Annotated in this window: 14 protein-coding genes and 1 other RNA gene; 6 read left to right on the top strand and 9 right to left on the bottom strand. The window is 32.3% G+C overall.

Annotation, left to right across the window (positions count from 1 at the left end; translation table 11 throughout):
- Window positions 1–37: 37 nt before the first annotated feature.
- Window positions 38–2152 (bottom strand): TonB-dependent receptor domain-containing protein, encoded by a 2115-nt coding sequence (locus NCC77_RS17070; RefSeq protein WP_250836686.1) that lies wholly within the window; start codon window positions 2150–2152, stop codon window positions 38–40.
- Between the two features lie 138 nt (window positions 2153–2290).
- Between NCC77_RS17070 and NCC77_RS17075 the strand changes: the two genes are divergently transcribed.
- The 3 genes from NCC77_RS17075 to NCC77_RS17085 all read left to right on the top strand — a co-directional run bounded on the left by NCC77_RS17075 (window position 2291) and on the right by NCC77_RS17085 (window position 4638).
- Window positions 2291–3649: a sensor histidine kinase gene (locus NCC77_RS17075; RefSeq protein WP_250836687.1), complete on the top strand. Its 1359-nt coding sequence runs from the start codon at window positions 2291–2293 to the stop codon at window positions 3647–3649.
- Between the two features lie 10 nt (window positions 3650–3659).
- Window positions 3660–4346, top strand: a complete 687-nt coding sequence (locus NCC77_RS17080) for a response regulator transcription factor (RefSeq protein ID WP_095931545.1) — start codon at window positions 3660–3662, stop codon at window positions 4344–4346.
- Window positions 4347–4470: 124 nt separating this feature from the next.
- Complete coding sequence (locus NCC77_RS17085) at window positions 4471–4638, top strand: hypothetical protein (RefSeq protein WP_250836688.1); 168 nt, start codon at window positions 4471–4473, stop codon at window positions 4636–4638.
- Window positions 4639–5089: 451 nt separating this feature from the next.
- Here the strand turns inward: NCC77_RS17085 and NCC77_RS17090 are convergent, their stop codons facing one another.
- Window positions 5090–6337 (bottom strand): cation:dicarboxylate symporter family transporter, encoded by a 1248-nt coding sequence (locus tag NCC77_RS17090; protein ID WP_250836689.1) that lies wholly within the window; start codon window positions 6335–6337, stop codon window positions 5090–5092.
- A gap of 31 nt (window positions 6338–6368) precedes the next feature.
- An RNA gene (gene rnpB / locus NCC77_RS17095) (RNase P RNA component class A) lies at window positions 6369–6694 on the bottom strand.
- 124 nt (window positions 6695–6818) lie between these two features.
- Here rnpB and NCC77_RS17100 point away from each other — a divergent pair.
- Window positions 6819–7112: an SH3 domain-containing protein gene (locus tag NCC77_RS17100; RefSeq protein WP_008467915.1), complete on the top strand. Its 294-nt coding sequence runs from the start codon at window positions 6819–6821 to the stop codon at window positions 7110–7112.
- Between the two features lie 167 nt (window positions 7113–7279).
- Here the strand turns inward: NCC77_RS17100 and NCC77_RS17105 are convergent, their stop codons facing one another.
- The 6 genes from NCC77_RS17105 to NCC77_RS17130 all read right to left on the bottom strand — a co-directional run bounded on the left by NCC77_RS17105 (window position 7280) and on the right by NCC77_RS17130 (window position 11056).
- Window positions 7280–7651: a LysM peptidoglycan-binding domain-containing protein gene (locus tag NCC77_RS17105; RefSeq protein WP_250836690.1), complete on the bottom strand. Its 372-nt coding sequence runs from the start codon at window positions 7649–7651 to the stop codon at window positions 7280–7282.
- A 7-nt stretch (window positions 7652–7658) separates the two neighbouring features.
- Entirely contained in the window at window positions 7659–8135 is a 477-nt protein-coding gene (locus tag NCC77_RS17110) for a BON domain-containing protein (protein ID WP_250836691.1), read from the bottom strand.
- A 210-nt stretch (window positions 8136–8345) separates the two neighbouring features.
- Window positions 8346–8717: a LysM peptidoglycan-binding domain-containing protein gene (locus NCC77_RS17115; protein WP_250836692.1), complete on the bottom strand. Its 372-nt coding sequence runs from the start codon at window positions 8715–8717 to the stop codon at window positions 8346–8348.
- 8 nt (window positions 8718–8725) lie between these two features.
- Window positions 8726–9202 (bottom strand): BON domain-containing protein, encoded by a 477-nt coding sequence (locus NCC77_RS17120; protein ID WP_250836693.1) that lies wholly within the window; start codon window positions 9200–9202, stop codon window positions 8726–8728.
- A gap of 244 nt (window positions 9203–9446) precedes the next feature.
- A complete protein-coding gene (locus NCC77_RS17125) occupies window positions 9447–9845 on the bottom strand; it encodes an NIPSNAP family protein (RefSeq protein ID WP_250836694.1) in 399 nt (132 codons plus the stop codon).
- A 41-nt stretch (window positions 9846–9886) separates the two neighbouring features.
- Complete coding sequence (locus NCC77_RS17130; protein ID WP_250836695.1) at window positions 9887–11056, bottom strand: tetratricopeptide repeat protein; 1170 nt, start codon at window positions 11054–11056, stop codon at window positions 9887–9889.
- Window positions 11057–11162: 106 nt separating this feature from the next.
- Here NCC77_RS17130 and NCC77_RS17135 point away from each other — a divergent pair, with 106 nt between their 5' ends.
- Complete coding sequence (locus NCC77_RS17135) at window positions 11163–11819, top strand: hypothetical protein (protein ID WP_250836696.1); 657 nt, start codon at window positions 11163–11165, stop codon at window positions 11817–11819.
- Between the two features lie 61 nt (window positions 11820–11880).
- Window positions 11881–12966, top strand: coding sequence for a DNA polymerase III subunit gamma/tau (gene dnaX, locus NCC77_RS17140; RefSeq protein ID WP_250836697.1), 1086 nt, complete (start codon window positions 11881–11883; stop codon window positions 12964–12966).
- Window positions 12967–12977 lie beyond the last annotated feature (11 nt).

Consider the following 12977-nt stretch of genomic DNA (forward strand, 5'->3'; position numbering starts at 1 on the left):
AAAAACCATTCCTGAAAAGAAAGAATTAACCTACTTTTTATTTAATTCTGTTTTCATTCTCATTAACACTTTTTACTTTAAATTCGGAATCTTTTATCTTTCCGAAAGAATAACGAATCGCAATAGAAATCTCATTTGCATCTACCCAATATTTAGCCTTTGAGTTTATATTATTAATGCTAAAAGCATCTGTATAACTCGTGGATCTAAAAATATCGTTGTAATTTAAAGTACAGCTCCAGTTTTTACCAAATGTTTTTGCTAGTGACAAATCGACTATAAAATTGGCTTTTCGCTCAAAAATTCCATCGTTTTGTTTGGTTGTTCCCCAGAAAGATAAAACGAAACTAAAATCTTTTGGCAATTTGAACGTATTGTTTGAGTAATAATACAAATAAGGCTTTGAAGGATGCAAAAGTGCCGTATCGTCTTCCACCTTACTTTTTACAAAAATTAGAGAGTTGGTGGTTGTCCAGAATTTATAGGTAAACGGAAGGGTGAAATCTATGGTAAAACCCGTTTCTCTTTTATAATTAATATCCGTGATCATTAATACATTGGTTTCCTCATTGAACACAAAACTCGGATTGGTTACGTCTTTTGTCTGATAATAACTCAATTTTAAAGTTTTATCGTGATACTGAAATGAGCCTGAAAGTTCGTCTACAAATGCTGGCCCTAAATTTATACTGCTCCCATATAAAAAATACGGATTTATATACGTCGCAATTTGACTTAAAGACGAATAATTAGGCCTTACAATACTTTTTGAATAATTTACATTGATGCTTTTTGTGCTGTCAATAGGTATTGTAAGATCGGCTTTAGGAAACAAATTGGTGTAGTTTTTATCTATAGAGGGCGAAACTTGCGTTTTAAACTTGGAGTACACGTTAGTGTTTTCTGTTCTTAATCCGAATGAAAAATCTATTTTTTTCAGCTTTCCCGAAAACTGAACATAAGCGGCGAGGTTCTCTTCTTTAAAATCATAATCTGAAACTTCACTTTTACCCTCTTCAAAATCAAAAATGTCAGCATTTGATTTTGATTTCGCTTTTAAATACAATCCGCCGTATTCCAGAGTCATTTCATTTTTGAACTTTTTCTCCAAATCGATCCTTCCTGAAAAAACATCCACATTAAATTTCTGATCCCGGTTTTGCGACAATTTAAAATCGGTTTCATTAAAATTATTTTGCACCAAACTCAACAAATGCTGATTGTAGTTGGAACCCTGAAAACCAATAAACAACTTAGTATCGATAGCTTTTATTTTCTTCGAATAGTTGATGAATGAATTCAAGAAATTCTTAGCACTTGAATTATCGCTAAAAGTGAAGACATTATTTATCTCATTCTGATTTTGATTAAAAGTGAAAGTGTTGATATTAAAAGTATCATTTCGCATTTTGCCATTTATATTAACCGACAAATAATCATCTTCATTTATTTTATAAAACACACCTCCTCCAAAAACATATTCCTTTACATGCGAATTTGCTGTTACATCATAATTGGAGACTATAGAAGCTTTCGGAATTTCATATTCCAAACTATGATTTTCCCACGGATTTCGAAGATTGTAATTAAAATTGGCTTTCCATTCTAATTTATCTTTTTTAAAGCTCGAATTAAACCCCAAATAATTATTGTAATTTCTTTTAAAAGAAGCCACTTCAGAAATTTCGGTTTTAAAACTATCTTTTTTACTTACTTTTCTTGTAATCAAAATTACAGCACGGCCTTCGGCTTCATATTTAGAAGAGGGATTTTTAATAATTTCTACTGTTTTAATATCGGCAACAGATAAAGCATTTAAATCGCTTATCGTTCCTTTTTGACCGTCTATATAAATTAATGGATTTCCTTTTCCGACAATCGAAATACTTTCGCGATCACTGCCTATTTGAACCGATGGCAGTTTTGAAAGCAAATCAATCGGATTTGGAACTGTACTGTAAACCGAATTGGCAACGTCGATCTTTACATTTCCGTTTGCGTTGGTAAACATTTTTTTCTCCTTACTGATTACTACTTCCTTTAATTCATTTGAAATCGAATCCTTTGGTGTTTTATTCTGAGCGTTTGCCATAAATGAAAGACAAAAAAGCAAAAGAGTAATAAGCAGTTTTAAGGGCAGGCAAAAATTCATTTAAAGTATATTTTTAGTTAATGGAAGTGCAAAAATGCTTTGAAAACCCTGTTCTGAAAGTTAATCGTAGGTTAATGCAAGGTTAATCTCCTATTTGTTGGCTAAAAACTGTATTTTTGAAACGTCATTTCAACCAATATGAAGCAAAGAATCAATTTATTAATCGGATTTTCTGTCGTAGCGCTATTTGTGCTTATGACCGTGCAATGCTATTTAGTAAAGACGGCTTATGAATATAAAGTAGCGCAGTTTCATACGCAGATAAAAAACGAAATTGCTCAAATTACCAATAATTACAGCGATATCGATTCGGCTTTGGTTTCTAGAAAAGAAGTGCTTTACAAAAGCCTTTCAGAAAAATACATGAAAGGAAAAAAAAGTAAACTGGACATTAAAAATGGCGTTTTGAATGCGCAATCTCAAAACATCATAACTCAAAAAATCAAACGAAAATTGGAGAAAGATTTACCCGATTTTAAAATTGATTTTGCCATTGTTCTAAACAAATTTATTCTTTACAAAAACGAACAGGAAGCGGATACTATTTTCTCTGAAAAACCTTTTATCCAGAATAAATTGTACGGAAATCTGGCTTCTTTAAATCATGCCTTTTTAGTAAGAAGTTATGTTGAAACAACAAACGGCACTTTTGAAAATGAGGAATATAAATTATTGACAGAAGATTCGATGTACGTTTCTGTTATTGACTGGGAAATGATTATTTTAAGAAGAATGACGTTTATTCTGATTCTATCTCTTTTATCAATTCTGACTTTAATTACGCTTTTTGTTATAGCTTTAAAAGCTTTAATCAAACAGAAAAAAGTCAGTGATGTAAAAACCGATTTCATCAATAATATTACGCACGAACTGAAAACTCCATTGGCTACTTTAGGGATTTCGACAAAGATTTTAGCGCAGAAAAATATTCGCGACAACGATGAAAATTTCAATTCGATTGTAAACACCATTTCGCGCCAGAATAACCGTCTTCAGAATCTGATTGATCAGGTTATGGCAAATTCTTTGGCGGAAAACGAAATTGAACTGCAAAAAGAAAAAATAGAAGCCGAAGATTTTCTACTTTCTATTGCAAATGATTTTAAAATTACGTTTCCTAAAATCAATCTTAAAACCGATTTTCAGACTGAGAAAACTATTTTGATTTTAGATAAATTTCATTTGACAACTGCTTTCTTAAATGTTCTCGAAAATGCTGTAAAATACGGATCAAACACCATTACAGTAAAAACAAAAATTGTCGAAAAACAATTTTCAATCAGTTTTGAAGATGACGGAATTGGAATTGCCAAAAACAAACAAGCGTTTCTTTTTGATAAGTTTTACCGAGTAGAACAAGGAAATCTTCACAACACAAAAGGTTTAGGTTTAGGATTGTATTATGTTGACCAAATCGTAAAAGCGCATCAAGGTTCTGTAAACGTTATTAGCGATTTAGGAAAAGGAACTCAGTTTACTATTTTATTAAAAGTTTAATCCCTTTATTTTGAAAAGATTACTATTAGCCGAAGACGATTTTGACTTTGCGGCGATTTTAAAACAATATCTAGAATTGCATCAATTTGAAGTAATTTGGGCCGAAAACGGCGAAATAGCTTTGGACTATTTTAAAAACCAGACTTTTGATATTTGTGTTTTTGATGTAATGATGCCCAAAATGGACGGATTTTCATTGGCTGAAAAAATAATTACCATTAATCCGGAAATTCCATTTATTTTTCTAACCGCAAGAAAGCTAAAAGAAGACAAAATCATTGGTCTAAAACTTGGCGCCGATGACTATATCGTAAAGCCGTTTGAAGTTGACGAACTGGTGCTACGTTTGCAGAATATTCTAAAAAGAATCGAACAAAAGAGAAGTCTGGACGGAAATAACATAATCGAAATTGGTTCGTATATTTTTGATAATGAACGTCTGACACTTAATAATAAAAATCATGTGCAGCAGCTTACAGAAATGGAAGCTTCTCTTATCGAATACTTGTATTTAAACCACAATCAGTTATTAAAAAGAGATCAGATTTTAATGTCTGTCTGGAAAAAAGACGATTATTTCTCCGGAAGAAGCATGGATGTCTTTATCAGCAGACTTAGAAAATATTTTAATTCCGATCCTAAAATCAAGATTGAAAGCGTCCGAAATATTGGATTAGAATTTAAAATAGAAAAATAGCATCCTGTAAATCATATAATTTTATATAAGCAATTGTATAACAGCGATTAACTTATTGAAAATTAACTTTGTTAGAGAACTTTTAAATCTAACAATCATGAACCTAAAAAGATTTTTCGGTGGGTTGCTTACAATCCTCGGAATTGTAGGACTTATTTATACGGCAGTTATTTTTGCCGGCACATCTGGAGAAACCAGAGATATAAAATCACTTATTATTTACGGAATATTAGGAATTGTCTTTTTCATGTCAGGCATTAGTCTGGTGCGAACAACGAAGGACGAAGCCTAATTATTTTTTTATTTTGCCACTAAGGCGCTAAGGCACGAAGTTTTTTTATCTCGCAAAGTCGCAGAGTCGCAAAGTTTTAAAATTAATAAAATGCTTTGTGAGCCTGTGACTTTGCGAGCAATTTTTAAGCCCAAAGAAAAATAAAAACTTTGTGAGCAAATACTAATTGTAAAATTTAATTTGGATAGCGTCCAGCTTTAGCTGGATGGTCAAAAATTAACGAAGAAAAAGGCTTTAGCCAAACTAGAAAATGTTTGGCTAAAGCCTTTAAAATTTAATTCATCATATCCTCCAGCTAAAGCTGAAGTCAATTCATAAAAATATTTTCTTTCGAAACTTCGGGATTGCAACTTAATGGACAATTTTAAACTCAAAGAAAATAAAATCTTTGCGACTCTGCGTCTTTGCGAGAGATAAAAAAACTTCGTGCCTTAGCGCCTTCGTGGCAAAATCACTCCGAAACAGTATCAAGATTCAGTTCTGTAAAATCTCTTTCTGTTTTCGAGATTATTATCGTTGCGACTGTGTTTCCTATTAAATTGGTAATCGCTCTGGCTTCGCTCATAAATTTATCTACTCCCAATAAAAAGGCTAAACCTTCAACTGGAATTTTATGCAAAGCGGTTAATGTCGATGCTAAAACAATAAACCCGCTTCCGGTTACGCCTGCTGCACCTTTAGAAGTAATCATTAAAATTCCGATAACGGTCATGATTTCAAAAAAGGTTAAATGCACATCATACAACTGTGCAATAAAAAGTACCGACATCGAAAGGTAAATTGAAGTTCCATCCAAATTAAAAGAATAACCTGTTGGAATGACCAATCCCACAACCGATTTACTGCAACCCATTCGTTCCAGTTTCACCATAATACTTGGCAAAGCGGCTTCAGAAGACGATGTTCCTAAAACCAGTAAAAGTTCTTCTTTGATATATTTTAAAATCGACAAAATATTTATTTTATAATATCTCAAGATACTTCCAAGAACCAAAAAAACAAAAAGTGCCATAGTCAAATACACGCAAAGCATCAGTTTTCCTAACGGAATCAAAGTGGCAAGACCAAACTTACCAATTGTATAGGCCATTCCGCCAAAAGCACCAATTGGAGCGAGATACATTACATATTTTAATCCGAAGAAAACCACTTTTGAGAATCGTTCCAAAACCAAAATAGTCTGCTCTCTTTTCTGATAAAAATTCAATGCAATTCCGCAGATAATAGCAGCCAACAAAACCTGTAAAGTAAAATTGGATAAGAAAAACTGTAACCACGAAAAATGTTCGGAAGCTCCTTTTGTATACTGACTTGCATCTCCAAATGTCAATCCCGATTTATCAATTTTTCCTGGTTTAAATATATAAGCAACCGCGACACCAATTGCTAATGCAACGGTCGAAACCACTTCAAAATAAGTTAAAGCTTTTACGCCAATTCTTCCCACTTTTTTTAGATTTCCCATTCCCGAAATCCCTAAAACTATGGTCAAGAAAATAATCGGACCAATAAAAAGAGAAATTAGCTGAATAAACTTTTTGCCCAAAAATTCCATCTTCACACCATTTGCTGGAGAAAAATGTCCGAGTAAAATACCCGAAATAATAGCAATTAAAACCCAAAAAGTAAGATTGGTTACAATGGTTCTAAAAAGGCCCTTTTTAGATTTTGAAGAAGAATTTGGATTGGCAGTATTCATGAAAACAAGTTAGATAGTTTCACAAATATATAAAAAATGCAGACCTGTAAGCCGGATTCTGTTCTTGTCTCATTTTGCAACGATACAATACCTTATCATTTATCTAGATCCAGCATTACTGCTGGACTCAATCTACCTACCCTTCGGCAACGAACGAGAAGCCCTTAAATGCCGATATACTTGGTATTTCACCGCATAGAGTTTACCTGGTTTCACTACAGCATTACCTGTACATACTTTCTGCTGCACTTGTCCTAATCCCTTTCGGAACCGACGGGCGTTACCCGCTATGCTTCTCTATGGTGTCCGGACTTTCCTCCCTCCGCCGAGGCGGACGACGATAAGGCGGTCTGCGGTGCAAAAGTAGGGATTTAAGCACTAACAATAACGATTTTAAATTTCAGATTTTATGAATTTTATCATAACATTTTAATTTTAAAATAGTTATCTTTAAAAATCTATAATTTAAATTCAGTTTATCATGAAAAGAATGTATCATTACGCAACTGTTTCAAAGGCTTTAGATCAATTGAATGAAAAAGGATTTACGTGCGATTTTAATCGAAATGCAGATGCGATTAAAAAGAATCCTGAGAAATTTGAAATTGTTCATGTGTATCGATACGAGGGTGAGTCAGACCCAGCGGATGAGGCAGTTGTATACGGAATTAAATCGACTTCGGGTAAAAAAGGAGTTTATGTTGCTGGCTTTTCGGCAGATTCAGATCAGGAAACAGCAAAATTTTTATTTGATTTAAGTATTAGGGGAAGGTAGTTTTTAGAAGAAAATGTCTTTCAAATCAAGTAAAAATAAACTGAAAACAAAAAACATTCAATAATCTATGTCATTCTTAGAAGCTAAATTCCTTTTAATTTCTAAGAATGACATAAAAATAAAAATCTTTGTTGCTTTGCAACTTTGAACCTTTGCAGCTAAAAAAATTATGCTATTGGTATTTTCAATTTCCAACCTGGTTTAATCAAATCAGGATTTGAAATAATATCTTTATTCGCTTCAAAAATATCGTTCCATGATATACCGTAAGCTGCAGCAATTTTAGATAACGAATCTCCTCCTTTTACAATATATTCTTTTGTTGCACCTTCTGTAACAGCAATATTCATTACAACATCTGCCGATCTGTATTCAGGATCAATTTTTTCGTACGCATTCCAAAGTTTTTCTTTATCAGTAGCCGATTTCGCTGTACCATCAATATAAAGCACATTATCCTGTTCTCTTACCTGCAAATTAGCAATTCCAATTTCGGATGCTAAATTTATCACTTCTCTGTATTTATCTTTCAAACTCATAACATCCTTATTTAATAGTTAATTTATTGTCTACTTTTTTAGGATGCAATTCCTGAATACTTTGCATTAAAGGCTGCAATCTATCTTTTGCAATTTCTCCCGAAAGCGTAACAACGCCACCAACAACAGTTGCGCTCACACCATCGTACGCATCGACTACTTTACTTACAGCTTTATCCAAATCGGTATCTGAATTAATTATAACAGTCGCCGCTGCAGGTTCTTGATTGGCTCTAGCAAGTTCGCAGGTATTGACAACAGATTTTACACCTTTGGTTGCTCTTACGCTTTTTTCAATATTTTTCTTGAACATTTCATCGTCACAAATACCTGTAATTGTCGCCACACCTTCGTGTACGGCAACTTGGATATCAGGATCATTTATTTTTTCATTAACTGCTTTTTCAATATCAGCATCGTTAGGTTTACAGGATACCAAAGCAACGGTAAGGCACATTCCTAATAAAATGGATCTCATTTTCATAATACTCTCTTTTAGTAATTTACATTTTTTAAAATTAAAGAGATTAATCATCAAATGATTATAAAATGTTGTGATGAGATTTATATGTTTTCAATTAGGATATTAATCTGGGGATATTTAGTAAGATAAAATGAGAACAAATTTTGCGATTAAATCCAACAAAAAAAGCCCATCATTGAGATGGACTTTTGCAACACACCATAAGTAAAATTATGCTGTTGGTATTTTTAACTTCCAGCCCGGCTGTATGATGTCTGGGTTTTTAATAATGTCTTTATTGGCTTCATAAATAGTCTGCCATGAAACACCATGTGCTTTTCCTATTTTTGATAAAGAATCGCCACTTACAACAGTATATTCTATAGAAGCTCCTTCTGAAACTTCAATATTCATTACTACATCTGCCGATCTAAAATCAGGATCTATTTTTCCGTAAGCAGCCCAAAGTTTTTCTTTATCATCTGCAGATTTTGCCGTTCCATCAACATACAGCACATTATCTTGTTCTCTTACTTGCAAATCAGCTACTCCTAAATTAGAAGCTAAATCTGTTAACTCTTTGTATTTATCTTTTAAACTCATAACATCAATTATTTAATAGTTAATTTGTTTTCTACTTTTTTAGGCTTCAATTCCTGAACACTTTTTATCAAATTTTGCAATTGACTTCTTTTGATATCACCAGTAAGTGTAATTACGCCATCTTTAACTGTTGCCGTTACACCGCTGTACGTTTTTACTACCTCATTTACCGAAGTGGTTAAAACTGCATCTGGATTAATTTCTACTGGAGCCGCAACTACAGGTTCTGGAGTTGCAATCTCACAATTGTTCACGACCGATTTAACACCTTTTATTCCTTTTACAATGCTTTCTGCATTTTGTTTGAAAGCGTCATCCTTACAAGTACCCGAAATAGTCGCAACACCTTTCTCTACAGTCACTGAAACTCCAGGTAATTCGCTTAATTTTGCAGTAATTTCCTTTTGAATATCTGCATCTTTAGGTCCACAAGCCACTAATAAAAAAGCAAAACTCATTCCTAATAACATCGATTTAATTTTCATAATGATATCTTTTTTAAATTAATTAATCTTCTAAGTTAACGAATAAATCAATCAAATATTACAAAATAATCTTACAATTTTAAATATTATTGATTTCTTAAAAATAGCTCATAAAAAAAGTTTTGAATCTTACAATTCAAAACTTCTATGAATTCATAAAACACAACTAGTTTTTTATCAAATAATTACAAGCAATTAATATAAATCTCTTAATACATACTTTGCCCACTTTATAACCAAAACTTTAATTAGGCGAATAATTAAGTTTAGTCAAAACCCGATCTTCAATATTCCCCACAACATCACCATATTTTTCAGTGTACATCTTTTTGATATCAATCCATTCCTGATCTTTTCTAAAATCTTCCCAAGCTTTTTTCATTGTGGCTTCATTTGGCCATTCTAGAAAATATACAAACTCCGTTTTTTTCTCTGATTTTGATTCGTAGATCGAAATAATCTTAAAGTTGTATTTCTTCATAATACGCATGGCATGGTCACGAAAACGCTCATGAAATTCTTTTTTATTGCTTTCAAAAATCTCATAGATGCGCAATTGAAAAACGGGACTTGTTTGAGTTGCTTTTTGTGCTTTTACGGCAAATGCTGTAAATAAAAATAATAGTAGAAAGTACTTTCTCATGATCTATACACATTACATTTATTTTCAAAGCCAACCATCTTTTACTTGGTTAATTCTATAAATTCTTGATTTAACCACAAATTCTGAAGTTCTGGATATTGCTTTGCGTCATTTTTTAATCCTGGTTCTAATTCAAAAGTAGTTTTCAGATATTTAAAACATTCTTGGATTTTATCTTGCCTATTCTTCATGATAGCTATTTGATAATAATTCCATGAAAACTCATGAATTTTATTTATTTCTTCAAACTGAGTAATTGCTTCGTCAAAATCACCTAATCCTTTTAAATACAAACCTCTACAATAACCAAGTTGATATCTTGCCTGCTCGTCAAAGTCTTTTCTGAAATTCATAAACTCAGATAAAGCTCTTTCTTTAGAAAGTTTATGAAAAGTATTAAGCAAAAGATCAATTACGACATGCTCTTTGTGATATATTGAAAACAATTTCTTTAAATCAATCAATGCCTTTTCTATTTCATTATTTTTCGAATAAAATTGGATTATAAAAATTAAAGCATTCGGATTAGTTTCATCATTTTTAAGAATAGTTTTTACTGTCTCAATAAATTCAGATTCATTAGATTCGGTCATCATTTCGAATAATAAATCCATTTTATTTTCTAAAATCTGAAGATTATCTGGCTCTATTTCTAATGCTCTGTTATAAAAATATATTGCTTTTTCGTTATCATTTTTTCTTGCATACAAAGTTCCTTTATTAGCATAAACTAACGTAGCCTTTTCATCAAGCTCAAGGGCTTTATCAAAAAGTTCCAAAGCATTATCGAAGTCACCTCTATCCATTTGATAAGCACCAAAACCTATATATTTATCTACTTGATCAGAATCTGTACTTTCTCTCACATGATCAGGATTAGGAATGATTTTAATTTCAGAAATAGCTCCCGAATCAAGAGCTTTCTGAAAATCAGTTTCTTGTGGCTTTAATTCATTTATACTGCCATAAACCCCATTATTGCTCTCTTTTTCTTTTTCTAGAAATATATTAACCTTATCTAAAACATATTTGATTTGTTCATTACTCAAACCTAATTTTTCTAATTCATATATTGCTGCATCAGGATTTAATCCATTCCCTTCAAGTTCAGCTAGTGCCAAAGCACAAACTTCATGTTGAAATTGTGATGAATTAAATTTAGACTCTTCAATTCCAGAATTCTTTTTCCATAAAAAATCAAATATTCCCATATGCTATGCTGTAATATATTATATTAATTAACACGAAAATAGCACTTTTTTAAATACAAAATAATCTAGTTAAAAATCATTACTATTGTATTAAAATTTTTCTTTTATGAAATTGAAATATCGATTACTTTTTACAATTTTATTGATTGCCAATTATGCTTTTTCTTGTGATTGCAAGCCAATTGACCGAGAGAGCATGGTAGAAATTGAATTAAAATATGAAATTGTGTTTTACGGAGAAGTTATAAAAGTAGATTCAATAAAGGAAATTTATACTTTTAGAATCATAGAACTCTTTAAAGGGAAATACAATTCTCAGTTCATTACGCAAAAATACTCTGGCAACTGTTCTAATGTTCCATCTCTAAAACAGCTTTGGATTGTTTATGCCAATTTTAATGACGATAACACTATCGAAGTGAGCAGTTGTTCTCCAAGTACTGGATTTAGACCTTATGGAAGTGACTCCATGCCTCCTCCTCCAGAAATCAAAATCTCTCAAAAGATAGATGATCAAATAAAATCACTGTCTTTTTATGTTTGGGATCTGAAATTTGAAAATCGAAATTTACAAGATTGGATCTATCAATTAGAAAAGTTGCGGGCCTATAAAAATGCTCAAAAAGAAATTTCTGATAAAGAAAAAACAGAAACAAAATTGGAAACTTACGGCCAATATATTATCATTTCTTTGATTGTCAACATCGTATTATTTCTGAGTTTACTCTTTGTTATTTTGAAGAAAAAGAATTTCGCCAAATAACTAAAATCGGTTTTAAACAACGAAACAAAAGTCATATATTTGCTATCGAATAAAAAAGAATATGGAACAATTTGTAGTATCGGCACGTAAATATCGCCCGCAGACCTTTAAGGATGTTGTGGGGCAAAAAGCCATTACCAACACTTTGTTGAATGCTATAGAAACCAATCACTTAGCTTCTGCTCTTTTATTTACAGGACCACGTGGAGTTGGCAAAACTACCTGCGCCCGTATCTTGGCTCGAAAAATAAATCAGCCTGGATATGATGATCCTACCGAAGATTTCGCATTTAATGTTTTTGAGCTAGATGCCGCTTCAAACAACTCGGTTGATGATATTCGTAACCTTATCGATCAGGTTCGAATCCCGCCTCAGACTGGACAATACAAAGTATATATCATTGACGAGGTCCATATGTTGTCTTCGGCCGCTTTTAATGCTTTCCTTAAAACATTAGAAGAACCGCCAAAACATGCTATTTTTATTTTAGCAACAACAGAAAAACACAAAATTCTTCCAACGATTTTATCTCGCTGTCAGATTTTTGATTTTAAAAGAATTACAGTAAAAGATGCTAAAGAACATTTGGCAGATGTTGCTGAAAGTCAAGGAATCGTTTTTGAAGATGATGCACTGCATATTATTGCTCAAAAAGCAGATGGTGCTATGCGTGATGCTTTGTCTATTTTTGACCGCGTAGTTTCTTATTGCGGTACCAATTTAACACGTCAGGCTGTAACCGAAAATCTAAACGTTTTAGATTACGAAACTTACATTTCGATTACCGATTTACTTTTAGAAAATGAAATTCCGAAGATTTTATTAGCTTACAACGACATTCTTGCTAAAGGTTTTGACGGGCATCATTTTATAGCTGGTTTGGCTTCGCATTTTAGAGATTTATTAGTAAGCAAAACGCCTTCGACTATTACTTTATTAGAAGTTGGAGAACAAGCGCAGCAAATGTATGCAACGCAATCGCAGAAGTGTTCTCAAGAATTTTTATTAAAAGGAATTGACATTGCAAATGATTGCGATTTAAAATACAAATTAAGTCAGAATCAACGACTTTTAGTTGAATTATGCTTGATGCAATTGGCCTCTATCAACTTTGATGGAGAAAAAAAAAAGCTGAGCAATTCATAATTCCGCCCATA

It is taken from the genome of Flavobacterium tyrosinilyticum (genome assembly GCF_023656565.1).
In the GTDB taxonomy this organism is placed as follows: domain Bacteria; phylum Bacteroidota; class Bacteroidia; order Flavobacteriales; family Flavobacteriaceae; genus Flavobacterium; species Flavobacterium tyrosinilyticum.